This window comes from Streptosporangium sp. NPDC005286, assembly GCF_040607515.1.
In the GTDB taxonomy this organism is placed as follows: domain Bacteria; phylum Actinomycetota; class Actinomycetes; order Streptosporangiales; family Streptosporangiaceae; genus Streptosporangium.
Genome location: NZ_JBEXGU010000037.1, coordinates 41,633 through 67,072, shown reverse-complemented (window position 1 = coordinate 67,072; position 25,440 = coordinate 41,633). Strand labels below are relative to the sequence as shown.

Sequence of the window (25,440 nt, the reverse complement as noted above, 5' to 3'; positions counted from 1 at the left end):
CGCCCCGCGCGGCGCCCCCCCCCCGGCCCCCCCACGGCGGCATGCCCGTTGGCGCCGGTGATCCCCGATAGGCACAATCATGGTCATGACATGGACCTTCACCTCCGACATCGAGGCGTACGCGGGGATGGCGGAGCCGTGGCTGCTGCGAGATCCGGTCCGCAACACCGTCCCTCTCACGGTCCTGCGCGCCGTACGGAGCGGCCTGTGGGGCGATGACGTGCTGCTGGGCAGGCTGGAGCGCGACGACCGGATCGTGGCGACCGCGATCCAGACGCCTCCGCACCCCCTGCTGCTCCCCGATATCCCCGCCGACACCGTACTCGGCCTCGCCACCGACCTGATCGAGAAGGAGAGGGCGATCCCCGGCGTGACCGGGCCGCTCCCGCTGGCCGAGGCGTTCGCCGCCTCCTGGTGGCGACCCGAGGCCAAGCGCCGCGCGGAACGCCTCTACCGGCTCGACGTGCTGCTTGGCCCGGACCCCGCTCCGCAAGGGGCCTCGCGTGTGGCCGTCGCCGACGACCTCGATCTCCTGGTCCGGTGGGGCGAGGAGTTCCAGGCCGAGGCCGAGGCCGTCGGCCCTGTCGACCTGACCCCGCTGGTGGCCAGCCGGATCGCCAGACGGGAACTGCTCGTGTGGGAGGCGGGCGGGCGGCCCGTCGCGTTCGCCGGGGCCTCCTCGCCCATCGGCGGGATGTCCCGGGTCGGCCCCGTCTACACGCCCGCGGAGTTTCGCCGGAAGGGCTACGGCACCGCGCTCTCGCACGCGGTGAGCGCCAAGGTGCTCACCGAGGGCGCCGAGGAGGTGCTGCTCTTCACGGACCTGTCCAACCCCACGTCCAACTCGATCTACCAGGCGATCGGCTACCGGCCGGTGGCCGACTACGCCTCCATCACCTTCGCCTGACCTTTCTCGGCGCACGTTTCCCGCCCGCCCGGGGAGGCCTCGCGCGAAGAGACAGGACGCCGGCGGCACGGGTGTGCGGCGAGCGAGCCGGGTAACCTTGGCGTCATGCCCCGATACGACTTCCGCTGCCGCGCCTGCGGGTCCACCTTTGAGATCTCCCGTCCGATGGCACGCTCCGGTGAGCCGGCGCTCTGCCCCGACGGCCACGACGACACGGTCAAGCTGCTGTCCACCGTCGCGGTGACCGGCGGCTCCGCGAGTTCCTCGGCCGCGCCCCGGCCCTCCGGCGGCGGCGGTGGCGGGTGTTGCGGCGGCGGCTGCTGCGGCTGACCACATCGGGAGTCTGCCCCCCGGACCGGCCCGGACCGGCCCGGGGTGGCAGCTCGAGATGACCTGACCGCGACCGGTTATGCGGCGCGCTTGCCCTGGAAGGGCAGGAATCCCTCGGCTCGGTGCGGGCGGGCCGGCACGAAGGTGGGTTCGGTGGCGACGATCCGGTCGAACCGGAACGCCCGGATCGCGTGGCGCATGCGGCACATGCCGACGAGATACCAGTATTCGCGGTGGACCATGCAGGTCACCGGGTCGACGTCACGGACTGTGATCCGTCCGGAGACGTCACGGTAGTGGAGGCGGATGACGAGGCCTGAGGTGATGGCGTTGGCGATCGTCCGGGCGCGGTCGGCGATCGGGGCGGGCATCGGCTCGGTGAGGGTCGTCAGGGTGGTGGCGACGACGTCGTCGTCGATCTCCATCTGCTCGAACGCATGACGCAGGCCGCTGCGAGCGGCGCCTGCCTGCGGACTCGACCCCAGATGCGCCATCGACAGGGCGAGGGCGGCGATCTCGGCGGCTGTCAGCGGGGTGGTGAGCTTCATGACGCTAGTCATACCCAGATAATACGTCCGAGCACTGACATTTTTTCGAACCTCCTATCGGGTAAGGCATCTCTACCCGATAGGAAGCCCAGGTCAGCGTGACAGCTGTGACAGGTCGCGCGAGGCACCGGTGGAGGCGGAGGTGGTAAGCGCGGCGTACGCCTGCAGCGCGGCGCTCACCGGGCGCTGGCGCGTCCGCGGCCGGTAACCGCCCAGGTCGGCCAGGAGCTTCTCCCGGCGGGCGGCCAGTTCCTCCTCCGAGACCTTCAGCTCGATCGAGCGGCCGGGGATGTCGATCGTGACGAGGTCGCCGTTCTCGACGAGCGCGATGATGCCGCCCTCGGCCGCCTCGGGGGAGGCGTGACCGATGGACAGTCCGCTCGTGCCGCCGGAGAAACGGCCGTCGGTGACCAGCGCGCAGTCCTTGCCCAGCCCCTTGCCCTTGAGGAAGGAGGTGGGGTACAGCATCTCCTGCATGCCGGGCCCGCCCTTCGGCCCCTCGTAGCGGATCACCACGACGTCGCCGGCCTTGACCTTGTTGTTGAGGATGCCCTCGACCGCGTCGTCCTGCGACTCGAAGACCACCGCGGGGCCCTCGAACCTCCAGATCGACTCGTCGACCCCGGCGGTCTTGACGATGCAGCCCTCGGTGGCGATGTTGCCGTAGAGGACGGCCAGGCCGCCGTCGCGGGTGTAGGCGTGCTCGATGTCACGCACGCAGCCCTCGGACCGGTCGAGGTCCAGTTCCTCCCAGCGGGCGCCCTGGGAGAAGGGCTTCACGGTGCGGGCGTTGCCGGGGCCCGCGTGCCACAGCTCAAGGGCCTCGGGCAGCGCACGCGGCGACTGCGGGTCCCAGGCGTCGAGGTAGTCGCCCAGGGTGCCGCCGTTGACCGTGTAGGCGTCGCGGTGGAGCAGACCGCCCCGGTCGAGCTCGCCCAGGATCGCCGGGATGCCGCCGGCGCGGTGGACGTCCTCGACGTGGTACTTCGCGGTGGCGGGGGCGACCTTGCACAGGCAGGGCACCCGCAGCGAGATCTCGTTGATCTCCTTCAGCCCGAAGTCGACCTGGGCCTCGCGGGCCGCGGCGAGGATGTGCAGGATCGTGTTGGTCGAGCCGCCCATCGCCACGTCCAGCGCCATGGCGTTCTCGAACGCGTCCTTGGTCGCGATGGCGCGCGGCAGGACCGTCTCGTCGTCCTGCTCGTAGTAGCGGCGGGTGATCTCCACGAGCCGGCGTCCGGCGTCCTCGAACAGCTTCCTGCGTGCCTTGTGCGTGGCCAGGATCGTGCCGTTGCCCGGGAGCGCGAGGCCGATGGCCTCGGCGAGGCAGTTCATCGAGTTGGCGGTGAACATGCCGCTGCACGAACCACAGGTCGGGCAGGCGTTCTCCTCCATCTCCAGCAGCTCCGCGTCGGAGACGGCGTCGTTGGCCGCGGCGATCATCGGGTCGATCAGGTCGAGCTTCCCGTTGGGGGTCTTGCCCGCCTCCATCGGACCGCCGGAGACGAAGACCGTGGGGATGTTCAGCCGGAAGGCGGCGAGCAGCATGCCCGGAGTGATCTTGTCGCAGTTGGAGACGCAGATCAGCGCGTCGGCACAGTGCGCGTTGACCATGTACTCGACCGCGTCCGCGATCAGTTCGCGGCTGGGCAGCGAGTACAGCATGCCGCCGTGGCCCATCGCGATGCCGTCGTCGACCGCGATCGTGTTGAACTCGCGAGGGATCGCCCCCGCCTCGCGGATCGCGCCGGCCACGACGTCGCCGACCTCGCGCAGGTGGACGTGCCCGGGGACGAACTGGGTGAAGCTGTTGGCCACCGCGATGATCGGTTTCCCGAAGTCCTCGCCGGCCACGCCCGTCGCCCGGAGTAGGGCCCGGGCCCCGGCCATGTTCCTGCCGTGAGTGACCGTACGAGACCTGAGGGCGGGCATGAGGCTTCTCCCATCATCGAAACCGTGGTCTATGAATGGTACGGCCACCGCTCAGCGCGTGAGACGACTGCCCATGCCATGAGACATCGGGTTCGTGACCACAGGTTCCGCGAACACCGCCGCTTCGCGGACACCGTGTGGGAGAGCCGGTGAGGACGGCCGAGGTCAGTTCTCCGGGTAGCGCGCGGGCAGGACCTGCGCGGCGACCTCGTAGATTCTGTCGATCTCGGTGTCGGTGAGTGAGCGCTCCCGCTTGGTGATCCATTTACGGACACGACTGCCGTCGAATACGTCGACCTCGCGGACGTTGAGGACCTTCCAGGGGATGGCCGGGCCGTAGATCGCCAGGGACGGCACGATCGCGATCTCACGGCCGAGCTCCGCACCGATCAGCTCGGCGGCCTGGGACGCCTCCCAGCGCGCCTCGTCGAGACGGGGCTTCTGGTTGAACGGGCCGTGGAACAGCTTGCGGTGCGACTGGACGCGGACGGGCAGGCGCTTGTCCCACTTCTCGGAGTCGACCGCGTAGACACCGGTGGGACCCACGACCAGGTGGTCGATCTGGGCCTCGCTGCCGGGGATCGCGCGGGCGTGCAGGGTACGGTAGCCCCCGCGCTCCAGCCGTTTCAACTGCATCTCCGTCCGCCGTTCCGCGACCGAGGAGCGCCGCCAGGCGGGCACCGACGAGTTGGAACGGGCGTGAAGCGCCGTGTCGACGATCGCGGCCACCACGGCGGCGGTGAAGCCCAGCTGCCAGCTGGCCAGCAGGATGGCCGCGAGCACGCCCACACCGACCGCGACGAGAACGCGTCGGCGCAGGTGGCGGTACTTGGGGTGATCGAGCAGGCTGCGCAGCGCGGCGCGCTCGACGGGTGCGTACGTAGACGCTGGTGCGGTGGGTCGAGACGTCGGCCGATCCTCGGCCTGTCGGTCACTGACCCAAATCGGTGACGTAGTGTTACCGTCTTCTGGTACCTGACCGGAATCCACGTAACTCACGGTAGCTGACGTCCTCGGGGGGTGCCTAGTATTGCGTATCTCATACTTTTGTGACCGCCGTCACCCGCTTGGCGCTGCTATGAACCGGGTATCTACGGGCTTCCACTCTGGATAACCGCGCGCTCTGCGCCTACTGTGCGGGGCGTGGCTCACATTCACGATCTTAACGCTCTGGAGCAGGCGGCAGCCGTGCGGCGCAGGGAGGTCTCGCCCGTCGAGATCACCGAGCACTACCTCGACCGGATCGCCCGCCTGGACCCCCAGATCGGCGCGTACGTAACGGTGACCCCCGAACTCGCCCTGGAGCAGGCGCACAAGGTCGAGGCGAGGGTGCTCGCCGGAGACGATCCCTCGCCCCTGGCCGGGGTGCCGATCCCGATCAAGGACCTCAACCTCGTCAAGGGCGTGCCGATCCACTTCGGCTCGGCCACCTACGAGGACTTCGTCGCGCCGGTGGACGACAGCGTGGTCGAGCGGCTCAGGGACGCCGGGACGATCATGCTCGGCAAGACCGCGACGCCCGAGTTCGGGCTGCCGTGCTACACCGAGACCGCCGTCTCGGCGCCCAGCCGCACCCCGTGGGATCTCTCCCGGTCGGCCGGCGGGTCCAGCGGCGGCGCGGCGGCGGCGGTCGCCGCGGGCCTGGCCCCCGCCGCGCAGGGCAGCGACGGCGCCGGGTCGATCCGCATCCCCGCCTCGGTCTGCGGGCTGTTCGGTATCAAGCCCTCCCGGGGCAGGATCAGCTTCGCACCGATAGTTCCCGACCTGGCCGGCCTGTCGACCAACGGCCCGATCACCAGAACCGTCGCCGACGCCGCCGTGCTGCTCGACGTGATGGCCCACCACAATCCCGGCGACCTCTATCACGCGCCGCCGCCGGAACTCGGCTCCTTCCACGCGTACGTGGGCCGCGACCCCGGTCGCCTGCGGATCGCCCGCTACGCCGAGCCGCTGGTCCCCGGCGTCGTGGTGGACCCCGAGGTGCTCGCCGCCTACGAGCACGCCTCGGCGGAACTGGCGGCACTCGGACACGAGGTGGTCGACATCGCCCCGCCGTTCGGGCCGGACACGGTACCGCAGTTCGTGACGCTCTGGTACGCGTTCTCGTGCATGCACCCGGTCGATCTGACCAAGCAGGACAGGCTCCGGCCGCTGACCGCCTGGCTGCGCGAGCGCGGCTTCGCCACCCCGGCCCCCGACTTCCTGCAGGCCCAGTCGGCGCTGCAGCTCGCCACCCGGTTCGGCCTGCTGGCGACCGACCCATACGACGCGGTGCTCACCCCGACCGTGACGCAACCGCCCAGGCCCGTGGGCTGGTTCGAGGACGTCGAGGGCCCCGAGGAGACCTTCGAGCGGATGAAGCGGTTCGCCGCCTTCCCCGCCGTCTACAACGTCAGCGGCCAGCCCGCGGTCAACCTGCCGCTGCACTGGAGCGCGGACGGCCTCCCGATCGGCGTGATGCTGGCCGGCAGGTTCGGCGGCGAGGGCACCCTGATCTCCGTGTCGTCGCAGATCGAGGCCGCTCGCGGGGGTTTCTGGGGTGAGCGCAGGCCCACCACCTGGTAGTCCTCGACGGGCCGTCGGCCTGGGGTTACTTTTGAGACATGGACAGCGCGATCGAGGTCCTGGGCTTTCTCATCGGGGTCTCCGGTGGCCTGTTCCTGCTCATCGTCCTGCTTGTGACGATGCCCGGCAGGATGCGCGACAGGGCCGCGAGGAGCACATCGGCGGGTGCGGTCTGGCTGGGGGGACCGTTCGGCAGCGAGCGCGGGGTCAGCGATGCCGTCCTGGTGCTGACGGAGCGGCGTCCGAGCCTGCCTGCGGCGCCTGAGGCAGACTGGGTCTCGCTCGCGGAGACCGCCGAGCCGGGGCGGCACACCGGTGGAGCGTCGGCGGCCTGGTGAGGCCCGGCGAGGGCAGGCGAAGGCGAGGTACGGAGATGCTGACCCTGACCTCGACAGAGGGGGACGACGTCCGCGGGGCCCTGCGCACCGCGGAGCGGCTCACCGGACTGCGCTTCGCCGCCTACCTCGGGCCGGCGATCGGCCCGCGCCGTCACTTCTCGGAGCGGCTGCACGCCGCGCTGGGAGAGGAGGCCGACAGGGCGGTGCTCGTCTTCGTGGACCATCGCGGGAGGGCGCTGGAGATCGTCACAGGTCCGCGGGCCAGGGCGTGGCTGCCCGACGCCGAATGCCGCGCGGCCGCGATGTCGATGGCCGCGATCCTCGGCCTGGGCGACCTGGTGGGCGGGGTGGTCACCGGAGTCCTGCTGCTGGCGGACCGGGCGTCGCGGCGCGGATGATCCGTTCGCGCTGAGCGAAGATGATTTTCCCGGATAATCGGCTCGTGCTGAGGATCAGGTGGGACGCGCTGCTGGGTCGCTCTTCCAGGGGGTTCACGGCGGCGCGGGAGCCCGACATGATCATCGGCTACGTGCAGGAGGCATTCGCCGATGTCCGGGCGAGGGTCCGCAGGGAGGATGAGACGGCGGTCATCCTGCTGGTCACGACGGGCGCGGCAGCCGGTGCCGTCGTCGTCGGGCTGCTGAACGGGTACTGGAGGCCCGGCGAGCTGTCCAGCAAGATCGAATGGCTCTGGTGGACCGGCATGTTCTTCTGGCTGATGGGGATCCTCATGCTCGTCGGAGCCCTCTACCGCCGTACCGCGAGGCTGGCGGGCAGGACGCTGGAGAGACGCCGGTTCTATCCCGGGGGGTTCGGCGGCGAGGTACGGCCGGGATCGAGGCCCGGCGACAGGGTCGACCTGCTCGTCCTGGAGATCAGGAGGCTCAGCGCCGTCGGAGACGCCAAGCAGCGCTACATCCGCCGGGGCGTCTGGCTGATGCTGCTCTCCATCGCCTGCTGCGCGCTGTCGGTGTTCGTCAGCCGGTTGCTCTGATCCACCCCGCCATCAGCGTCGGCTCAGCGTCGGTTCAGGGCCGGTTCAGGACTGGAGAAGCCGCACCAGGTGACTGCTGATGTCCGTCAGCAGCGTCGAGGGCGTCACCGGGGCGCTCGCGACGGCGGAGAACAGGGCCGGCAGCCCCGGCAGGGGGAAGCCGTCGTCACCGGACGCCTCGATGCCCACCTCGTTCTTGGCCAGGATGGTCCGGCTGCGCTCCCAGGCCTCGATGACCTCCTCGGGAGAGGGCACGCCGAACCCGTGGCCCACCGGAGCGGCGTGACGCAGCCGCACCAGCGGGGTCTCGGCGAAGGCCAGCGCCACACCGGCACGCAGGGCGAGGTCGTCGCGGCGGTCCGCCCGCACCCAGTCCATCGCGGTGCAGGGGTTGCGGCAGTCGGCCACGCAGGTGGCCAGCGCCCCGGCGACCTGGCTGTGCTGGCGGTCGAAGTAGGCGCGCCACCCCTCGGCGGGCTCTCCCGCCACGCGCAGTGTCCGGTTGACCGCCGACTGCTCGGCCTTCGTGTGATCGCACTCGCGGTCGCCGATCACCCCGAACCTGCTGTCCGGCGCGGTCAGGCCCTCCGGCCAGCGCGCGGGATCACCGGCGTTGCCGAGTACCGGCTCGAATGCGAGCAGCGGGAGATACTCGCTGGCGATGTGGATGGCGGCGACCATGGGGCTCAGCTCGCGACGGTGCCACCTGACCGCGATGACCTCCAGCAGCAGCCCGTACGCGGGCCGCAGCGACTCCAGCGCGCCGCGTGGCTGCTCGCGGGGTGTCTGCGGCATCGTGCAGGCCCGAGCCCGCCGCCGCAGGTCACTCGGTACGGCCCGCGCCTCGGCGGCGAAGTCCTCCGCGTCGAGCGAGAGCAGCCGCTGGCCGAACTCGCACGCCGCCTCGATGTCGCCCGCCTTCTCCACGACACCGGAGGCGAGGGCTCCGACATCACCAAAGGCGTACCTCCTGGCCAGGGAGATGAGCAGATCACGTGCCGATTCCACGGGGTTGCCCTCTCTTGACTTCGCTTTCCGGGGCCGGAGCCCGGAGTCCTCACCCCCGGCGAGATCTCGATGACCGGACGGAGCCGGACATGGGGTGTTTCTTGCGGTTGACACCTATCTCTACCAGCGTTCGCCCTGAGGTGCTCAGGGCCGCCCGGCCTCAGCGGCCCGTGACGGCGCACCGGACGGACACTCCCCGCCCGTCCTGGCGGGGAGTGTCCGTCCGGTCTCAGCGGCGAGGTCAGCCCGTGGAGGCGTCCTTGGCCTGGGCGCGCAGGGCGCGGCCGATACCGTCGGCGCCCTCGAGCAGCAGGCGCCGCAGGGCGTGCGGTGGCTGGTCGGCCGAGATGAAGTCCTGGGTCCTGGCGACCGTCTCGGGGGAGATGACCAGAGCCGGGTAGCAGCCGTTGGCGAAGTTCTGAGCGCTGTCGGAGGTCCAGGACTCCCAGATCCTGCCGATCTCCTCGAAGTACTTCGCCGCGTACGGCTCCAGCAGCTCCGGGTGGCGTGCGTCCATGAAGCCGAGGATCGTCGAGCGGAGCAGCGCGCCGCTCAGCTTGCCCTCGATGATCGCGGCCCAGGCGTTCGCCTTGCCCTGGACCGTCGGGATCGAGGCACGGGAGAGCGCGGCGGAACGCTCGCCCGTCGCGGTGGCGTCGCGCAGCAGTTCCTGAGCGATGTCCTCCTCGCCGAGCAGGCCGCCGGAGACCAGGGCGCCGGTCAGTGTCCAGCGCAGGTCGGCGTCGACGGTGAGGCCGTCGAGCACGGTCTCACCGTCCAGCAGCCCCTTCAGGAACGCCAGGTCCTCGGTTGAGGTGGCGGTGGCGGCCAGCGCGTTCAGGTAGGCGAGCTGGTAGTCGGAGCCGGGAGCGGCACCGGTGACCAGGTCGCGCAGCGCGGAGGTCAGCCGGGCCATGCCCTGGGCGCGCCAGGCGGGATCGGCGTACTGCTGGAGGGCCAGGCGGGTCTGGCGGAGCACGGTCTGGGCGACCGTGATGTCGGTGATCGACTTGATCCCGGAGACGACCAGGGCGAGATAGTCGCGGGCGGACATCTCGGCGTCCCGGGTCATGTCCCAGGCGGCCGACCAGCACAGCGCACGGGGCAGGGACTCGGTGAACTTGCCGATGCCGCCGTTCACCACGGTCTGCAGCGACCGCTCGTCGAGCCTGACCTTGGCGTAGGTCAGGTCGTCGTCGTTGATCAGGATCAGGTCCGGCTGTACCTCGCCGACCAGCTCGGCCACCGCGGTGCGCGCGCCGACCACGTCCAGCTCGACTCGCCTCACCCGGACCAGCCTGTCGTCCCGCAGGGAGTACAGGCCGATGGCCACGCGGTGCGAGCGCAGCGTCGGGTAGTCGGCGGGGGCCTCCTGGAGCACGTCGAACTCGATGAAACGGCCCTCGGGGTCGGTGGTGAACGACGGGCGCAGCGTGTTGACCCAGGAGGTCTCCAGCCACTCCTTCGACCAGGAGGACAGGTCGCGCCCCGAGGTGCGCTCCAGCGCGCCGAGCAGGTCCGCGAGCGTGGTGTTGCCCCAGGCGTGCTCGCGGAAGTAGTCGCGTACCCCGGCCAGGAAGTTGTCCAGCCCCACGTAGGCGACGAGCTGCTTGAGGACCGAGGCGCCCTTGGCGTACGTGATCCCGTCGAAGTTGACCTCGACCGCGTGCATGTCGACGATGTCGGCGGCGATCGGGTGGGTCGAGGGCAGCTGGTCCTGGCGGTAGGCCCAGGACTTCTCGACGTTGGCGAAGGTGGTCCAGGCGCTCTGGCCCCAGCGGGTGGCCTCGGCCTGGCAGAGCACCGAGGCGTAGGTGGCGAACGACTCGTTCAGCCACAGGTCGTCCCACCAGCGCATGGTGACCAGGTCACCGAACCACATGTGCGCCATCTCGTGCAGGAGCGTCTCGGCGCGGCGCTCGATCATCGCGCCGGTGACACGCGAACGGAAGACGTAGTCCTCCAGGAAGGTCACGCAGCCCGCGTTCTCCATCGCCCCGGCGTTGAACTCGGGGACGAAGAGCTGGTCGTACTTCCCGAACGGGTAGCGGACGCCGAAGATCTCGTGGAAGAAGTCGAAGCCCTGCCTGGTCACCTCGAAGAGGTTCTCCGGGTCGAGGTGCTCGGCGAGCGAGGCCCGGCAGTACAGGCCCAGCGGGATGCCGTCGTGCTCGGAGGTCACCTTGTGGTACGGCCCGGCGCACAGCGCGGTGATGTAGGTCGACATCACCGGGGTGGGCGGGAAGTGCCAGCGCTTGGCCGCCTGGAGCGCACTGTGCTTGCCATGGTGCTCCGCCAGCTCCTCGGCCGAGTCGGGCGCCGCGTTGGAGATGACCTCCCAGTGGGACGGCGCGAGCACGGTCAGCTCGAAGGTGGCCTTCAGGTCGGGCTGGTCGAAGCACGCGTACATCCGGTGCGCGTCGGCCGTCTCGAACTGGCTGTACAGATAGACGCTCTTGTCGACCGGATCGACGAAGCGGTGCAGGCCCTCGCCGGTGCGGGTGTAGGAACAGTCGGCGTCCACGCGCAGCTCGTTGGTCTCGGCCAGACCCGGCAGCGGCAGCCGCCCGGTCTCCAGGTCATAGCCGCTCACGTCCAGCTCGACGCCGTTCAGGACCGCCTTGCGCACTTTCGCGCCGGCCAGGTCGACGAACGTCTCGGCACCCGGGCGGGTGCTGGTGAAGCGGACCGTGGTGACGCTCTCGAAGCGCTCCTCACCCTCGGTCAGGTCGAGCTCCACCGCATAGGACTGCACACTGAGCAGCCGTGCGCGCTCGCGCGCCTCATCACGGGTCAGATTGCCTGCCACTACCGCTCCCTCTTCACAGCTTCCCCCGCTCCGTTGCTAGGGGGTGACTGAATCCTGCCATGTAAGGCCGCGACGCGCGGCGTTGGCACAACCTGTGGGCTGATCATTAAATTTGAGAATAAAGCCACATGTAAAGGTATTAATCCACCCATGGAATAGGGAACTCGGCTGTCCGGGTTGTCGCTGTCGACGAAATCTTACGATCAGGAAGCCAAGAAGATGACTGAGCGAACCCCCGTTGACCTCTGGTTTGACCCCTTCTGCCCGTTCGCGTGGATGACCTCTCGCTGGCTGCTGGAAGTGGAGAAGGTGCGGCCGATCGAGCCGCGCTGGCACATCATGAGCCTCAACGTGCTGAACGAGGACAAGGAGGTCCCCGACAGCTACCGCGAGATGATCGCCAAGGCCATCGGCCCGGTCCGAGTGGTCACCGCGGTGCAGGAGAAGTACGACTCCGAGACGGTGGGCCGCCTCTACACCGAGCTTGGCACCCGCTTTCACAACCAGGGCAGGGTCAAGGAGCTCGACACGCTCCGCGAGACCGTCGAGGAGGCCCTGGAGGCCGCCGGGCTCGACCGCGCGTTCGCCGACGCGATGGACTCGACGGAGTTCGACGAGGCACTGCGCGCCTCGCACAACGACGGCATCGACCGGGTCGGCCAGGAGGTCGGCACCCCGGTGATCTCGGTCGAGGGCGTCGCCTTCTTCGGCCCGGTCATCTCGCCCGCGCCCAAGGGCGAGGACGCGGGCAAGCTCTGGGACGGGGTACGGCTGGTCGCGGCCACCGACGGCTTCTTCGAGCTCAAGCGGTCTAGGGACCGGCGTCCGATCTTCGACTGATTCGCGGCTCCGTCCTTTCCCCAGGCCCGCCGGGCGTGACCGCGGCGGGCCGGGGCCGGGCACGCCCGGCCTCCCCGGAGCCGTGGTCCGCCGGGCCGGTGGAATCGCGGTTGTGTCCCCGTACAACGATGATCTCTGTGTGATCGCGGTACCCGCCGCGCCCTCGCGAAACAGGGGCACGCGCGCAAAGATGAGGGGCATGCGTCACCTTTATCTGGATGGAGCCTGGCAGCCCTCCGCGTCGGGCGAGAGCATTGACGTGATCAACCCGGCGACCGAGGAGCTGATCGACAGGGTGCCCGCCGGGACGCCCGCCGACGTCGAGGTCGCCGTGGCCGCCGCCCGTGAGGCCTTTCCCTCCTGGTCGGCGACGGCTCCCGCCGAGCGAGGCCGGATCCTCGCCGCCGCCGCCGGGCTGATACGAGAACGCTCCGACCAGATAGCCAGGATCATCGCCACGGACATGGGCGCGCCGTACGGCGTGGCGATGAGGGTGCAGACGCTGATGCCGGCCGGGGTGCTGGCCTCCTACGCCCAGCTGGCCGAGACCTACGACTTCGAGGGCGGGCAGGTCGGCAACTCCCGCGTCTTCAGGGAGCCGGTCGGGGTGGTCGCCGCCATCACCCCCTGGAACTACCCCCTTCACCAGGTCGTCTGCAAGGTGGGCGCCGCGCTCGCCGCGGGCTGCACCGTCGTGCTGAAGCCCAGCGAGGTGGCTCCGCTGGCGGCCTTCGCGCTCGCCGGGATCTTCGACGAGGTCGGGTTGCCCGCCGGGGTCTTCAACATGCTCAGCGGTTACGGCCCGGTGGTGGGTGAGGCCCTGGTCACCCACCCGGAGGTGGACATGGTGTCGTTCACCGGTTCCACCGGGGCCGGGCGCCGGGTCGCCTCGCTCGCGGCCGAGACGATCAAGCGGGTGGCCCTGGAGCTCGGTGGCAAGTCCGCCAGCCTGGTCCTGCCGGACGCGGACCTTCCGGCGGCGGCCAAGGCGACGGTGGCCAACGCCTTCCTCAACTCCGGCCAGACCTGCTCCGCCTGGACCCGCATGATCGTCCACCGGGACCAGTACGACGAGGTGGTCCGTCTCGTCGTCGACGCCGCGCGGAAGTACACGGTCGGCGATCCCTTCGACGAGGCGACCCGGCTCGGCCCGCTCGTGTCGGCGGCCCAGCGTGACCGGGTGATCCGCTACATCAACCGAGGCCAGGAGGAAGGTGCCCGGCTGGTCACCGGAGGCACCGACCGGCCGATGGAGCGCGGTTTCTACGTGGAGCCCACGGTGTTCGCCGGGGTGGAGCCGGGGATGGTGATCGAGCAGGAGGAGATCTTCGGCCCGGTCCTCACGATCATTCCCTACACCCGGGGTGAGGACGAGGCCGTCGCCATCGCCAACGGCACCCCGTACGGCCTGGCCGGTGCGGTGTGGGCGGGTGGCGAGCAGCGCGCGGTCGAGGTCGCACGACGGCTGCGCACCGGCCAGGTGGCGATCAACGGCGGTCAGTTCAATCCGCGAGCCCCCTTCGGCGGCTACAAGCAGTCGGGCCTGGGCCGCGAGCTGGGCGAGTTCGGCCTTGAGGAGTATCTGGAGATCAAGGCGATCCAGCTCTGAGGGCGCCGGGCGCGGCTGTCCGCGCCCGGCCGGCCCCGCCGGATCAGGGCGCCTGGAGCAGGACCTTCCTGGCGGCGTCCTTGGCCAGCCGGTCCACGTAGAGCATGCCGTCGAGGTGGTCGGTCTCGTGCTGGAAGCAGCGTGCCAGCAGGCCGCGGGCCCTGAGCCGGATCGGCCGCCCCAGCCGGTCCAGGCCGCTTACCGTCACGCCGGCGGCCCGGGGCGTTCTGGCGTAGAGCGGGGTGCCGGTCTCGCGGCTGGGAACGGACAGGCAGCCCTCCTCGTCGAGGACCTCGGAGTCGTCGTCCACGGTCAGCTCAGGGTTGATCACGTGCCCCTTGCGGTTGCTGCAGTCGTAGACGAAGATCCTTTTCGACACGCCGATCTGCGGGCCCGCCAGGCCGACGCCCTGCGCGGCGTACATCACGTCGAACATCTCGTCGATCATGCGCCGCAGGTCGCGGTCGAACTCGGTGATCGGCTCGGCGGGCGTGCGCAGGACAGGGTCACCGACCACTCGGATGTCACGCATGTGGAGTTCTCTCTTGTAAGGGTTGGGTGAGCATAGGGACTATTACTCTAGCCGGGGCCGGGTAAAGCCGCCCGCGCACACCTGCGAAACTGGGTGGGTGCGCGTCTACATCGGTGCCGACCATGCCGGCTATGAGCTCAAAAACCACATCGTCTCCTGGTTGAAGGAGCACGGCCACGATGTCGTGGACTGCGGTCCCTTCGTCTACGACGCGGAGGACGACTACCCGCCGTTCGTGCTGCGCGCGGCCCAGGGCGTCGTGGACGACCCGGGCAGCCTGGGGGTCGTCATCGGTGGTTCGGGCAACGGCGAGCAGATCGCGGCCAACAAGGTACGCGGCATCCGCGCCGCCCTGGCCTGGAGCGAGGAGACCGCCAGGCTCGCCCGCGAGCACAACAACGCCAACGTCGTCAGCGTCGGCGCGCGGATGCACCCGGAGGAGGAGGCGACCCGGTTCGTCGAGGTCTTCCTCAACACCTCGTACTCCGGGGCCGAGCGCCACAACCGCCGGATCGCACAGCTCACCTCGTACGAGACCATCGGCCAGCTCCCGCCGCTGCCGTAGTCCTCACCGCCTGCGCGTGGGCTCCTTGCGGGGCGCCTCGTCGCGCAGCGGGCGGCGGTCCGCGCTGTCCTGCTGCTCCTGTGTCGGGCGCGAGACATCTCGCGCCCGCATCGCGGTGATCGCGTTGATCTGCAAGCTCTGCAGTGCCATGCCGCAACCATAACCCGCCCGGCCCGTCCGGGCGGGTCCACTCCGGGCCCGGCCCGATCGGCGGGCTGGGCGGCCGTGGTCAGAAGATCATGCCGCCCCAGGGGGCGGGACCCCACGACATCGCGGTGGACAGCTCCCGCAGGACCCCCGCGCGCGACTCGCGTACCACCCCCGCCGCCAGCAGGGCCGCCAGTGGGCGCCCGCCCAGGTAGGCCGCGCCCAGCACGGAGACCGGCAGTGCCAGGTCGGCCGGATCGTCGCAGGGCACGCAGCGGGCGGCGGAGGTGTCGGCGGTCAGCCGCCAGCGGCGCGCGTTCCACGGGCAGACGTCGTCCTCGACGTCGATCACCACGTCCACGGGCGCGGAGTAGCGGCGGGCCGGAAGGGCCCGCTCGACGTCCACGACGCGGATCCACAGCTCGTCCAGCCAGCGCGCGTGGAGCATCCGAGGTTCGGCCAGCAGGTGGATCAGCGGGTCGTCCGAGGGACGGTTCCTGGCGGTGACGTGCGAGACCAGGTCGCGGTCCAGGACGTGCCGCCAGAGCAGTGCGTAGGCGGCGGGATCGAGACCGAACAGCTCCTTGATCTGCAGTTCGCCGTCGGGGACGTCATCCTCGGTCCAGCTCTGCCTGATCCTGAAGAGCGCGTAGCCCCGCGGACCGGCGTCGTCCTCGACGATCACGGCGCGCAGCGGTCCGGCGCCGCCCTGGTCGGCCTCGTGGTCGCTCAACGCCGTGTCCCAGCGCCCGGGCGTGCGGGCGTACAGTCCCGGACGCTCGCCGAGCACCGACTCGTAGACCTTCTCGAAGGTGGCCCTGGCGTCCTCGGGCCTGACGACGCGCAGCCGCAGGCCCGGATCGACGGGGGCGTGCGGGGTGAAGGCCGCCTTCGCCGTGGGGATCCGGAAGACCAGGCTGTCCGCGGCCCTGCCGTAGCCGTAACGTCCGTAGATCGCGGCCTCGGAGGCGTAGAGCGCGGCGACCGCCTCACCCCGCTCGTGCAGGTCGGACAGCTGGCGGGTCATCAGCGAGGAGAGGACTCCCCGGCGGCGATGGGAGGGCAGCACGCCGACGGCGGTGATGCCGCCGACCGGGATCGGGCCGCCGGGCACGGTCATGGTGAAACTGCACACCGCCGTGGTGCCCACGAGCAGATCGCCGTCGAACACCCCGAGCGAACGGTCGAACTCGGTGACACCTCTGTACAGCTCCGCCCGGTGCGGGGGGACGGGAGCGCCGAACGCCTCCTCGTCGACGGTCATCCAACCTGACCACTCGGCTTCGGTGATCGGACGCAGGCTAAGAGTCATTTTTCACACGGTAGATGGGACAAACAGTTCCGGCCAGCTAATATCCACGCTTAGTGATCAAGGCATTGGTCAAGTCGGCTGCCCAAATGGGGGATAGCCAGATACAGTCAGGCGCATCATGAGTTCCCGTCCGGTGCCGCTGCTTCCCCCGGCGCTCCGTGCGTTCCTGGTCCGCATCCCGCTTCTCGTCCCCATCGTGCGTCTGCTGCGCCGGGGCCCTCTGGCGCGCGACAGAAACCTGCTCATCACGCTGATCCTGCTGACCCTGTTGATCGGTGTGCTGGCCGCGCGGGTCTCCATGGAGTGGTTCTCCCCGGCGCTCATGATCCCGATCACCCTGGTGGCCGGGCTTCAGCTCCGGCTGAACAGCCTTGTCAAGCTGCTGTGCGCGGTCGCGGCCTCGCTGATCTACGTGGCCGTGGTGCGAGGGGTGGACTACATCGGCCCCGGCCTGCTGGTCACCTTCGGTTTCACCGCCGTGCTGGCCGCGCTGATGGCCCGTACCCGGGGCAAGCTCGGCGTGCAGGGCCTGCGCGGCGACGCGATGCTGCTGGAACTGCGCGACCGTCTCAAGAGCCAGAGCGACCTGCCCTCGCTGCCCAAGGAGTGGGGCTCCAAGGTGGTGCTCAAGCAGGCCGGAGGATCCTCCTTCGGCGGTGACTTCCTGGTCTCCATCCGCGAGGGCGACACGATGGAGCTCGCCCTGGTCGACGTGTCGGGCAAGGGCGTCGACGCGGGCACCCGGGCACTGCTGCTGTCGGGCACCTTCGGCGGGCTGCTCGGCTCGGTCGACGACTTCCTGCCCGCCTGCAACACCTACCTGCACCGCCAGCGCGAGGCCGAGGGCTTCGTCACCGCGGTCCACCTGCGGCTCAACCTCGCGACGGGCGAGTACGTCATCACCTCGGCCGGTCATCCCCCGGTGGTCAAGTACGAGTCGGGCGCGGGAACGTGGCGGGTCTCCACGGCCAAGGGCGTCGTCCTCGGTGTCGTGCCCGACCTGCACTGCGAGGCGGACCAGGGGATGCTCCGCAAGGGCGACGCGCTCATGCTCTACACCGACGGCCTGATCGAGCAGCCGGGGCGCGACATCGACGCGGGCCTCGACCGCCTGCTGGGAGAGGCCGAGCGTCTGGTGCCCTCCGGGTTCCGCGATGGTGCCCGTAACCTGGTCACCTCCATGTCGGCAGGGCACAACGACGACTGCGCCCTCATCCTCATCTGGCGCCCCTGAGGTGTGAGAGGCGTCAGAGCCAACCGGAGTCGGCGGCGATGCGCACGGCGTCGAGACGGTTGCGGGCCTGGGTCTTGCACATGATCCGTGACAGGTGGTTGCGGACCGTTCCCACGGAGAGGAACAGCTGGTCGGCGACCTCACCGGACCTGGCGCCCCGCGCGACCAGCCGGAGCACGTCGAGCTCCCGGCGGGTCAGGGGGTTGTCCGCCGACCTCAGGGCCGCCACCGCGAGTTCGGAGTCGACCGCGCGGCGGCCGGCCGCGACCCGGCGGACGCCGTCGGCCAGCTGCCCGGGGTCGGCCTCCAGGCTCATGAAACCGAGCGCGTGGGCGGCGAAGGCGCGGCGGACCTGGCCCGGGTTCGGGGCGCGGGAGAGCAGCAGGACACTGCAGCGGGGAGCCTCCTCGTACAGCCGGAGGGCGGTGGTGAAACCGTCGGCCCCCGGCAGGTCGAGGTCGATGACCGCGGCCTCGGGCGCGTGCCGCAGAACGGCGGGGACGACCTCCTCGCCGTCGGCCACGTCGGCCACCACCCGCATGTCGCTCTCGCCCTCCAGCGACGCCACCAGCCCGCGCCGTATCAGGGGTAGGTGTTCGGCAACCAAAATTCCGATCAAAACGCTCCGATCTCTCGTCCTCACCATCATCAAAGAGTGATTGTGTGATCGCTTAATGTCAATGAAATGTGGCCGATCGGCAAAGTGCCCGCACGTGACTCGATGAGGAACGGGACCGTGAAGGCCGGATACTTCGGCTAATCTCTTATGGGGCATTGTCGGTGAAACCGCGATGGGAGTATGAACCTGTGAGCTGGCTCTCCGTGGTCGGAGTCGTTGTGTTCCTGGTGGGACTGATGGTGTCGATCGGGTTGCACGAGATCGGCCACCTGGTGCCGGCCAAGCTGTTCGGCGTCAAGGTCACCCAGTACATGGTCGGTTTCGGTCCGACGATGTGGTCGCGCCGCAAGGGCGAGACCGAGTACGGGATCAAGTGGCTCCCGCTCGGCGGCTACATCCGGATGATCGGCATGCTGCCGCCCCGGCCCACCGACGCCCCGGGCAAGGTGCGCTCGGTCTCCACCGGGCCATGGCAGGGCCTGATCGAGAACGCGCGTGACGTGGCCCTGGAGGACGTGCAGCCGGGCGACGAGAACCGGGTGTTCTACCGCAAGCCCTGGTGGCAGAAGGTCATCATCATGTCCGGCGGTCCGGCGATGAACTTCGTGCTGGCGTTCATCCTGTTCGGCGTCGTGCTCATGGGGTTCGGCATCCCCGTGCAGAAGACCGAGATCGCCTCGATCCCGCAGTGCGTGAAGACCGCGGCCGACTACGCCAAGAACCAGGAGTGCACCGCGGCCGACAGGCCCAGCCCGGCCAGCGTGGCGGGGCTGAGGCCGGGGGACGTCATCGTGGCCGTGGCGGGCAGGCCCGCCGCGAGCTGGGACGCCGCGACGCGGGCCATTCGCGACCACGGCGCGGGGCCGATCGCGATCGGTATCAGGCGCGGGGAGCAGGAGCTGACCGTCAACGCCACCCTCATCGCCCAGGACCGCGAGTCGCTCGACGAGCCCGGAAAGATCGAAAAGGGTGTCGGATACCTCGGGGTCAGCCCGAAGATCGCCATAGAGCAGCAGAGCTTCGGCGCCGTGACCGAGCACATGTGGGACCTCACCTCGGCCACCGCCTCCGCGCTGCTCAGGTTTCCCGAGAAGATGGTGGGCGTCTGGAACGCCGCCTTCTCCGGTGACGAGCGTGACAAGAACGGCCCGATCGGCGTCATCGGCGTCAGCCGCATCGGCGGTGAGATCGCCGCCTCCGCGATCCCGCTGGAGAACAAGATCGTCGTCTTCATCAACCTGCTGGCGGGCTTCAACCTGGCGATCGGCCTGTTCAACCTGATCCCGCTGCTCCCGCTGGACGGCGGCCACGTCGCCGGTGGCCTCTGGGAGGGCCTCAAGCGCGGCTTCGCGCGCGTCGCCCGCCGCCCCACCCCCGGCCACGTCGACATCGCCAAGGCGCTTCCGCTCACGTACGCGATCGCCTTCCTGATGGTCATCATGGCGGGCCTGCTGATGTACGCCGATCTGGTCAACCCGGTCCGCCTGGCCGGCTGACCGTCTTCTGGCGGGGGCGCCCGTCGCCCCCCGCAGGCGTTAGGGTGGCGCCGTGAACGAGGGGACGCCCGGAGCGGTGATCGATGTGGCCCTGTTTCGGCTCCGCCGGATCTGGTCGCGGCCACTGCGCGCGCGCAGGGCCGAAGAGCCGCAGCGGCCGGTGCACATGTCGAACGTCATGGTCGTGCACGCCGTGCACAAGCTGAGTCTGGACGTGCCCGAGGTGACCGTGGGTGCCGTGGCCGAGCAGTTGGACGTCGATCCCTCCACCGCCAGCAGGCTGGTCAACGACGCGATCGGCGCGGGGCTCGTGGAGCGCGAGGAGTCGGCCGTGGACGCCAGGCGGGCCAGGCTCGTGCTGAGCGAGCGGGGCCGCCGCGTGCTGGAGGTGGTGGTCCGCCACCGGCGCACCTACCTGGACGGCCTGATGGCCGACTGGGACGAGCAGGACCGCGAGGTCTTCGCCCGGCTCCTGGCCCGTTTCGCCGATGCCGCCATCGCCCGTCCGGCGAGCCCGGCCAACCTCGACCGGCTGATCGCCGAGACGCTGGCGGAGACCCCCGCCCCCAGCTGAGCCGCCCGCTGCCGGTCCGCCTGGTTTCCGGCAGGCCCTGCCTACTCCCCGGCGACCCCGTCGATCCGCTCGCGGATGATGTCGGCGTGGCCGTTGTGCCGGGCGTACTCCTCGATCATGTGGACGAGGATCCAGCGCAACGACACGTCATGGCCGTGGCGTTGCGTCTTGCCCACGGTGTCGATGGGGAGCCCGGCGGACACCTCGCGAGAGTGGGCGATCTCCTCCCGCCAGCGGGCGAAGGCCTGCTCCGTCGTGGTCGTCTCCAGGGTGTCGAAGTCGCCGTCGGGATCGTCGTCGGAATAGTAGAACGGGCCGATGCCCTCACCGTTGAGGACGTTGCGGAACCAGTTGCGCTCGACCTCGGTCATGTGGCGGACCAGACCCAGCAGGGAGAGCGTGGACGGCTCGGCGGAGCGCAGGCGAAGCTGCTCGTCCGACAGCCCGGCGCATTTCACCGCCAGGGTCTCCCGGTGCCAGTCCAGCCAGGAGCACAGCATGGTGCGCTCGTCGGCGATGAAGGGGGTGTCAACGCGTGTGTCGGTCATGGGCCCGATCCTTTCGCCGTAGGTGGCCGTTGTCATGAGTTTTTCGCAGCCCGGCGGGCGCACACCGGGTCCGCGAAGGTGCCGGCGACGAGTCGTGACGAAGGGGAGGGCTTGTCCCGGATGTAATCGTTTAATCGTAAGGTGACTCCGGTGAAGGCGATCGGGGGATACGAGCTCAGGCGTGAGCTGGGCCGGGGCGGTATGGGCGTGGTGCACCTCGCCAGCACCCCGACCGGTGGCCTGGCCGCGGTGAAGGTGATTCACCCGGAGCTGGCCGGTGACCCGGCCTTCCGGCGGCGCTTCGACCGCGAGGTCACGGCGGCGCGCAGCGTGGCCAGGTTCTGCACCGCTCCCGTGCTCGACGCCGGGATCGAGGAAGGTTCCGCCTACCTCGTCACGGAGTACGTGAGGGGACCCGACCTGGCGCAGGCCGTACGCGAGCAGGGGCCGCTGACCGGCGCCAACCTGGAGGCGCTCGCGGTCGGGATCGCCACGGCGCTGCACGCCATCCACGGGGCGGGGGTGATCCATCGCGATCTCAAGCCGTCGAACGTGCTGCTGTCGCCGCTCGGCCCGCGCGTGATCGACTTCGGTATCGCCCAGCTCGTCGACCACCAGAGCCTGACCAGCCAGACGATCATGGGTACGCCCGCCTTCATGGCCCCCGAGCAGGTGCGCGGCGAGCCGCTGACGCCCGCGATCGACGTCTACGCGTGGGGCGGGATGATCGCGTTCGCCGGCACGGGACGGTTGCCGTTCGGCGGCGGTCCGCCGCCGGAGGTCCTCTACCGGATCCTCAACGAGGGGCCGAATCTCGACGGCCTCGACGAACGCATGCGCGCCGTCGTCGAGCGGGCCATGGCCAGGGATCCCGCGCGGCGGCCGAGCGCCCAGCAGTTGCTGGACGAGCTGATCGGCGGCCGGCCGACCCCGGCGGCGGCAAGCCAGGTGGTCGAGCGTGCCTGGGCCGTCACCGGTGCGCCGGGCGCATCCGAGGGACCGGTCACCGCAGAGACACGGCCCGGAAGGGGCACCCGGCGGTGGCCGTGGATCGCGGGCGCCATCGCGCTCGTGGCGCTCCTGGCAGGCGGATGGACCGCCTACGCCGGCCTCGGCACACCGGCGCTGCCCTACCACGCGGACTTCGCCGAATCCTGGGCCGTCGGCGTGTCCGACGGTGGCAGGGCCGAGCAGGACGGTGGGTCCTACCTGCTGACCGCGAACCCCGGCTGGCGGCTGTGGAAGTCGGCGCCCTTCTCCGCCGAGCCCGCCGAGGGCATCGTGGTCAGCTCCAGGATCCGGCTGGAGCGGGGCTCGGGGGAGTTCGGCGTCTGGTGCCACGGCGACGCGAGTACCGGTGACCGCTACGACTTCGCGGTCACCGGTTCGGGCAGCGCCTCGATCACCAAACGGCACGGCGGGCAGAGCACGGTCCTGCACGGGCCCGTACGGGTGAAGAAGTCAGCCGACAACCGGATCGTCGCCCAGTGCGAGCAGCGGGGGGACCGGGTCGCCCTGAGCATGTGGCTCAACGATGAACTGGTGAGCGAGGCCGCCGACACGCGGAACCCCTACGGCCCGGGGGACACCGGCGTCTACGCGGCGCCGGACACGGCCGAGCCCGTCCAGGTCAGGTTCCGCTCGTTCGAGCTTCGCCCGGCGAAGGGCTGAGCGGTGCGGTTCGGCGTGCTGGGACCGCTGCGGGTCCTTGACGGCGACCGTGACCTCACGCCCGGACCCGCCAAGCACCGGGCGCTGCTGGCCGCGCTGCTGCTGCGGCGAGGGCGGGTGCTGACCGTCGACCGGTTGATCGCCGAGGTGTGGGGCGAGGAGCCGCCGGCTTCGGCCGAGCCGGTGCTGCGGGTGTACGTGAGCGCGCTGCGCAAGGTGGTGGACGGGATCCGGACCGTGCCCGGAGGCTATCTCCTCGACGTCGACCCCGACCAGGTGGACGCGCACAGGTTCGAGCGCCTGGTGAGCGCCGGCAGGCGGGCCAGGGACGCGGGCAGGATCGCCGAGGCGGCCGACGAGCTGCGCGCCGCCCTGGCGCTCTGGCGGGGACCCGCGCTGGCCGGCATCGACTCGGGGCCGCTGCGGCTGGCCTATGCCGTACCACTGGAGGAGTTGCGGCTCACCGCGCTCGAAGAGCGCGTCGAGCTGGACCTGGCGCTCGGCCGCGGTGCGGAGCTGACCGGGGAGCTGCGCGCGCTCGTGGCCGCGTACCCGCTGCGGGAGCGGGCATGGGGGCAGCTCATGCTGGCGCTCAACCAGGCGGGACGCAGGCCGGAGGCGCTGGGCGCCTACCAGGAGGCGCGGCGGCTGCTGGTCGACGAGCTCGGCCTGGAACCCGGTGCCGAGCTGCGGGAGGCGCACGAGCGGGTACTGGCCAAGGACGCGTCTCCGAGAGCCGTGCCGAACGAGATGCCGCCGGACGTCGTCGATTTCGCCGGGCGAGAGCGCGTGCTGGACTGGATCCGCGGGGCGGTGCCCACGGCCGGTAGCGCGCCCGTCCACCTGGTGCTGCACGGCCCGGCGGGAGCGGGCAAGTCCGCGATGGCGATCCACGCGGCCACCGCGCTCGAATTCCCCGACGGACGGCTTTACGCCTCGCTCAGGGCCAGGACGCCGGGCGCGGTGCTGGAGGACCTGCTGCGCTCGCTCGGCTGCCCGCAGGGGGCCGTGCCCATCGAGCCGGCCGAGCGGGCCCGTCTCTACCGCAGCATGGTGAGCGGGCGGCGGCTGCTGGTGGTGCTGGACGACGCGGTCGACGAGGCACAGGTGCGCCCGCTGCTGCCCACCGGGCCCGGCTGCCTGACGCTGGTGACCAGCCGCTCGCCGTTGCTCGGCCTGGAGGCGGCGCGCGCCTGCGAGCTAGACGTGTTCGATCCCGGCGAGTCCGTGGCGATGCTGGCCAGGGTGGTGGGCGAGCAGCGCGTGCGGGCCGAGCCGCAGGCGGCGGCGCGGATCGCGGCGCTGTGCGGCGGGCTGCCGCTGGCGCTCAGGATCGCCGGGTCCAGGCTGGCGCGGCGGCCGGACTGGACACTGAAGCACCTGGCGGGACGACTTGAGGACGAGCGCGGCCGCCTCGACGAGCTCAGCGCGGGCGATCTGGCCGTACGGAGCAGCCTGGCGCTCGGCTACCACGCGCTCTCGGATCGGGAACGCCTGCTGCTGCGCCGCCTCGGTGCGCTGTCCGCGCCCGACTTCGCCCCGTGGGCGGCCTCGGCGGTCCTCGGCGCGCCCGCCGATCGGTTGCTGGAGGCGCTGGCCGAGGCGGGCCTGCTGCAGGTGCGCGGGCTCGACGCGACCGGCCAGGAGAGATACGGCTGGCACGATCTGACCAGGCTTTATGCCGCCGAGCGCCTGGACGAGGAGGAGGGCGAGCCCGGGCAGGTCCTCGCCGTGGCCGGACGGGAGATCCTTGACCGCACCCGGCGGGCCAGGGCACTGCTCCTGCCCGCGGAGCCGGGCTCGGGCCAGACCCTGGCCCATACGGCGGAGCAGGTCATGGCCCTTGCGACCACGCGGTTCAGGGAGTCGGCCCGCTGGCTGGCCGCCGAGCGGGGGTTCCTGGTCGCGGCGGTCGCCGACTTCCAGCGGGCCGGCCTGGACGAGGCGGCCTGGCGGCTGGCCTTCTACCTGACGCCCTTCTTCGAGCTCGGCGCGCACCACGAGGACTGGCACATGGCCGCGGAGATCGGCCTGCGGGCCGCGAGGCGGATGGGCCACCGCCACGGCGAGGCGCTGCTGTTGCGGTCCACGGCAGATCTGCACCGGGTGCGGGGCCACCTGGTGGCGGCGGCCGAGGCCCTCCAGCGGGCGCTTTCGCTGGCGGAGGCGGGAGAGGTGGCACGTACCCGGCACCGGCTCGGCCTGGTCCACCTTGCCAGGGGGCGGCCGCAGGAGGCGGAGGCGTGTTTTGTGGCCTGCCTGACCGCGTTCTCGGCCGCGGGCGACCAGCGCGGCAGGGCCGATGCGTTGCGCGCCCTCGGCGGGTTGCGGCGTGCGGAGGACCTGCTCGTCAGGAGCCTCGCGGCCTATCGCGAGCTGGGTGATCCGCGCGGCGAGGCGGCCGTCTCGCTCGACCTCGCCGGGCTCCATCTGGACCAGCGGCGCCCCATCGAGGCGCGTGAGCGGGCCGAACGCGGTCTCGGTCTGCTCAGGCGGCTGGGGGATCGGCTGCCCGAGGCCGCGGGACTGGTGATCCTGGCCAGGGTGGCCATGGCGGAGGGCCGGCCCGACGTCGCCCGCGGGGCCGCGGAGGAGGCGCTCGGTACGTTCCGCGAGCACGCGGACCGCAGGGGGGCCGCGCAGGCGCTGCTGACCCTGGCCGCAGCCCTTTTGGACCTTGATGAGATAGATGGTGCAGTTAGTGCGATAACAAGCTCTATGGGAGAGTTTGACGTTCTCGGTGACCGGCATGGCCTCGCCGGGGCAGAAGAACTCGCCGGCGAGGTACGGCGCCGCCGCGGCCTGCGCCTTTAGCGCACTATGCGGATCCTGAAGGTGTCTTGCCTACGGTCGGGTTCGATT

24 protein-coding genes are annotated in these 25,440 nt (G+C 70.6%); 14 read left to right on the top strand and 10 right to left on the bottom strand.

What is annotated here, in order from left to right:
* Positions 1-85: 85 nt before the first annotated feature.
* Both ABZU75_RS16475 and ABZU75_RS16470 read left to right on the top strand, forming a co-directional pair.
* Positions 86-907, top strand: a complete 822-nt coding sequence (locus ABZU75_RS16475; protein ID WP_355554703.1) for a GNAT family N-acetyltransferase — start codon at positions 86-88, stop codon at positions 905-907.
* A gap of 105 nt (positions 908-1,012) precedes the next feature.
* On the top strand, positions 1,013-1,237 hold the full coding sequence (locus tag ABZU75_RS16470; protein WP_355554701.1) for a zinc ribbon domain-containing protein: 225 nt from the start codon (positions 1,013-1,015) through the stop codon (positions 1,235-1,237).
* Between the two features lie 77 nt (positions 1,238-1,314).
* Here the strand turns inward: ABZU75_RS16470 and ABZU75_RS16465 are convergent, their stop codons facing one another.
* The 3 genes from ABZU75_RS16465 to ABZU75_RS16455 all read right to left on the bottom strand — a co-directional run bounded on the left by ABZU75_RS16465 (position 1,315) and on the right by ABZU75_RS16455 (position 4,500).
* Positions 1,315-1,797, bottom strand: coding sequence for a WYL domain-containing protein (locus ABZU75_RS16465; protein ID WP_350929730.1), 483 nt, complete (start codon positions 1,795-1,797; stop codon positions 1,315-1,317).
* Positions 1,798-1,878: 81 nt separating this feature from the next.
* Positions 1,879-3,717, bottom strand: a complete 1,839-nt coding sequence (ilvD, locus tag ABZU75_RS16460) for a dihydroxy-acid dehydratase (protein ID WP_355554698.1) — start codon at positions 3,715-3,717, stop codon at positions 1,879-1,881.
* 165 nt (positions 3,718-3,882) lie between these two features.
* The gene (locus ABZU75_RS16455) at positions 3,883-4,500 is read right to left on the bottom strand and encodes a nuclease-related domain-containing protein (protein ID WP_355554696.1); all 618 of its coding nucleotides are present in this window, start codon (positions 4,498-4,500) and stop codon (positions 3,883-3,885) included.
* 360 nt (positions 4,501-4,860) lie between these two features.
* Between ABZU75_RS16455 and ABZU75_RS16450 the strand changes: the two genes are divergently transcribed.
* The 4 genes from ABZU75_RS16450 to ABZU75_RS16435 are packed head-to-tail and all read left to right on the top strand — an operon-like array spanning position 4,861 to position 7,614.
* On the top strand, positions 4,861-6,282 hold the full coding sequence (locus ABZU75_RS16450; RefSeq protein WP_355554694.1) for an amidase: 1,422 nt from the start codon (positions 4,861-4,863) through the stop codon (positions 6,280-6,282).
* A gap of 38 nt (positions 6,283-6,320) precedes the next feature.
* Positions 6,321-6,620 carry a hypothetical protein gene (locus tag ABZU75_RS16445; RefSeq protein ID WP_350929726.1) on the top strand — a complete coding sequence of 100 codons (300 nt, stop codon included), beginning with the start codon at positions 6,321-6,323 and terminating at the stop codon, positions 6,618-6,620.
* Positions 6,621-6,655: 35 nt separating this feature from the next.
* Positions 6,656-7,018 (top strand): DUF5130 family protein, encoded by a 363-nt coding sequence (locus ABZU75_RS16440; protein ID WP_355554692.1) that lies wholly within the window; start codon positions 6,656-6,658, stop codon positions 7,016-7,018.
* 44 nt (positions 7,019-7,062) lie between these two features.
* Positions 7,063-7,614, top strand: a complete 552-nt coding sequence (locus ABZU75_RS16435) for a hypothetical protein (protein ID WP_355554690.1) — start codon at positions 7,063-7,065, stop codon at positions 7,612-7,614.
* A gap of 45 nt (positions 7,615-7,659) precedes the next feature.
* On the opposite strand, the gene ABZU75_RS16430 is transcribed toward ABZU75_RS16435, so the two are convergent.
* On the bottom strand, positions 7,660-8,622 hold the full coding sequence (locus tag ABZU75_RS16430) for a hypothetical protein (protein ID WP_355554688.1): 963 nt from the start codon (positions 8,620-8,622) through the stop codon (positions 7,660-7,662).
* Between the two features lie 241 nt (positions 8,623-8,863).
* Entirely contained in the window at positions 8,864-11,431 is a 2,568-nt protein-coding gene (gene pepN, locus ABZU75_RS16425; RefSeq protein ID WP_355554686.1) for an aminopeptidase N, read from the bottom strand.
* A gap of 219 nt (positions 11,432-11,650) precedes the next feature.
* Between pepN and ABZU75_RS16420 the strand changes: the two genes are divergently transcribed.
* Complete coding sequence (locus ABZU75_RS16420) at positions 11,651-12,271, top strand: disulfide bond formation protein DsbA (protein WP_350964248.1); 621 nt, start codon at positions 11,651-11,653, stop codon at positions 12,269-12,271.
* 199 nt (positions 12,272-12,470) lie between these two features.
* A complete protein-coding gene (locus tag ABZU75_RS16415) occupies positions 12,471-13,880 on the top strand; it encodes an aldehyde dehydrogenase family protein (RefSeq protein WP_355554683.1) in 1,410 nt (469 codons plus the stop codon).
* Between the two features lie 43 nt (positions 13,881-13,923).
* Here ABZU75_RS16415 and def read toward each other — a convergent pair whose 3' ends face one another.
* On the bottom strand, positions 13,924-14,412 hold the full coding sequence (def, locus tag ABZU75_RS16410; RefSeq protein WP_350929719.1) for a peptide deformylase: 489 nt from the start codon (positions 14,410-14,412) through the stop codon (positions 13,924-13,926).
* 97 nt (positions 14,413-14,509) lie between these two features.
* Here def and ABZU75_RS16405 point away from each other — a divergent pair, with 97 nt between their 5' ends.
* Positions 14,510-14,977, top strand: coding sequence for a ribose-5-phosphate isomerase (locus ABZU75_RS16405; protein ID WP_350929718.1), 468 nt, complete (start codon positions 14,510-14,512; stop codon positions 14,975-14,977).
* 3 nt (positions 14,978-14,980) lie between these two features.
* Here the strand turns inward: ABZU75_RS16405 and ABZU75_RS16400 are convergent, their stop codons facing one another.
* Together ABZU75_RS16400 and ABZU75_RS16395 are read right to left on the bottom strand one after the other, a co-directional pair.
* Positions 14,981-15,127: a hypothetical protein gene (locus ABZU75_RS16400; RefSeq protein WP_350964245.1), complete on the bottom strand. Its 147-nt coding sequence runs from the start codon at positions 15,125-15,127 to the stop codon at positions 14,981-14,983.
* Between the two features lie 79 nt (positions 15,128-15,206).
* Positions 15,207-16,436, bottom strand: a complete 1,230-nt coding sequence (locus ABZU75_RS16395; protein WP_355554679.1) for a GNAT family N-acetyltransferase — start codon at positions 16,434-16,436, stop codon at positions 15,207-15,209.
* Positions 16,437-16,554: 118 nt separating this feature from the next.
* On the opposite strand from ABZU75_RS16395, the gene ABZU75_RS16390 reads away from it, so the two are divergent.
* Positions 16,555-17,670 carry a PP2C family protein-serine/threonine phosphatase gene (locus ABZU75_RS16390; RefSeq protein WP_350929715.1) on the top strand — a complete coding sequence of 372 codons (1,116 nt, stop codon included), beginning with the start codon at positions 16,555-16,557 and terminating at the stop codon, positions 17,668-17,670.
* Between the two features lie 13 nt (positions 17,671-17,683).
* Here the strand turns inward: ABZU75_RS16390 and ABZU75_RS16385 are convergent, their stop codons facing one another.
* Positions 17,684-18,277: a response regulator transcription factor gene (locus ABZU75_RS16385; protein ID WP_355554677.1), complete on the bottom strand. Its 594-nt coding sequence runs from the start codon at positions 18,275-18,277 to the stop codon at positions 17,684-17,686.
* Between the two features lie 200 nt (positions 18,278-18,477).
* Here ABZU75_RS16385 and ABZU75_RS16380 point away from each other — a divergent pair, with 200 nt between their 5' ends.
* Together ABZU75_RS16380 and ABZU75_RS16375 are read left to right on the top strand one after the other, a co-directional pair.
* A complete protein-coding gene (locus ABZU75_RS16380) occupies positions 18,478-19,785 on the top strand; it encodes a site-2 protease family protein (RefSeq protein ID WP_355554675.1) in 1,308 nt (435 codons plus the stop codon).
* Between the two features lie 52 nt (positions 19,786-19,837).
* Entirely contained in the window at positions 19,838-20,359 is a 522-nt protein-coding gene (locus ABZU75_RS16375; protein WP_355554673.1) for a MarR family winged helix-turn-helix transcriptional regulator, read from the top strand.
* Positions 20,360-20,400: 41 nt separating this feature from the next.
* Here ABZU75_RS16375 and ABZU75_RS16370 read toward each other — a convergent pair whose 3' ends face one another.
* Positions 20,401-20,907, bottom strand: coding sequence for a DinB family protein (locus ABZU75_RS16370; protein WP_355554671.1), 507 nt, complete (start codon positions 20,905-20,907; stop codon positions 20,401-20,403).
* 150 nt (positions 20,908-21,057) lie between these two features.
* Here ABZU75_RS16370 and ABZU75_RS16365 point away from each other — a divergent pair, with 150 nt between their 5' ends.
* Together ABZU75_RS16365 and ABZU75_RS16360 are read left to right on the top strand one after the other, a co-directional pair.
* Positions 21,058-22,578 carry a protein kinase gene (locus ABZU75_RS16365; RefSeq protein WP_355554669.1) on the top strand — a complete coding sequence of 507 codons (1,521 nt, stop codon included), beginning with the start codon at positions 21,058-21,060 and terminating at the stop codon, positions 22,576-22,578.
* A 3-nt stretch (positions 22,579-22,581) separates the two neighbouring features.
* Complete coding sequence (locus tag ABZU75_RS16360; RefSeq protein ID WP_355554667.1) at positions 22,582-25,392, top strand: BTAD domain-containing putative transcriptional regulator; 2,811 nt, start codon at positions 22,582-22,584, stop codon at positions 25,390-25,392.
* Positions 25,393-25,440: the final 48 nt, after the last annotated feature.

What these genes read in the sequence shown, in the direction of transcription:
- ABZU75_RS16475 (WP_355554703.1), top strand. Translation starts at nt 86, where the DNA reads ATGACATGGACCTTCACCTCCGACATCGAGGCGTACGCGGGGATGGCG.
- ABZU75_RS16470 (WP_355554701.1), top strand. Translation starts at nt 1,013, where the DNA reads ATGCCCCGATACGACTTCCGCTGCCGCGCCTGCGGGTCCACCTTTGAG.
- ABZU75_RS16465 (WP_350929730.1), bottom strand. Translation starts at nt 1,797, where the DNA reads ATGACTAGCGTCATGAAGCTCACCACCCCGCTGACAGCCGCCGAGATC.
- ilvD (WP_355554698.1), bottom strand. Translation starts at nt 3,717, where the DNA reads ATGCCCGCCCTCAGGTCTCGTACGGTCACTCACGGCAGGAACATGGCC.
- ABZU75_RS16445 (WP_350929726.1), top strand. Translation starts at nt 6,321, where the DNA reads ATGGACAGCGCGATCGAGGTCCTGGGCTTTCTCATCGGGGTCTCCGGT.
- ABZU75_RS16440 (WP_355554692.1), top strand. Translation starts at nt 6,656, where the DNA reads ATGCTGACCCTGACCTCGACAGAGGGGGACGACGTCCGCGGGGCCCTG.
- ABZU75_RS16420 (WP_350964248.1), top strand. Translation starts at nt 11,651, where the DNA reads ATGACTGAGCGAACCCCCGTTGACCTCTGGTTTGACCCCTTCTGCCCG.
- ABZU75_RS16415 (WP_355554683.1), top strand. Translation starts at nt 12,471, where the DNA reads ATGCGTCACCTTTATCTGGATGGAGCCTGGCAGCCCTCCGCGTCGGGC.
- def (WP_350929719.1), bottom strand. Translation starts at nt 14,412, where the DNA reads ATGCGTGACATCCGAGTGGTCGGTGACCCTGTCCTGCGCACGCCCGCC.
- ABZU75_RS16400 (WP_350964245.1), bottom strand. Translation starts at nt 15,127, where the DNA reads ATGGCACTGCAGAGCTTGCAGATCAACGCGATCACCGCGATGCGGGCG.
- ABZU75_RS16395 (WP_355554679.1), bottom strand. Translation starts at nt 16,436, where the DNA reads ATGACTCTTAGCCTGCGTCCGATCACCGAAGCCGAGTGGTCAGGTTGG.
- ABZU75_RS16390 (WP_350929715.1), top strand. Translation starts at nt 16,555, where the DNA reads ATGAGTTCCCGTCCGGTGCCGCTGCTTCCCCCGGCGCTCCGTGCGTTC.
- ABZU75_RS16370 (WP_355554671.1), bottom strand. Translation starts at nt 20,907, where the DNA reads ATGACCGACACACGCGTTGACACCCCCTTCATCGCCGACGAGCGCACC.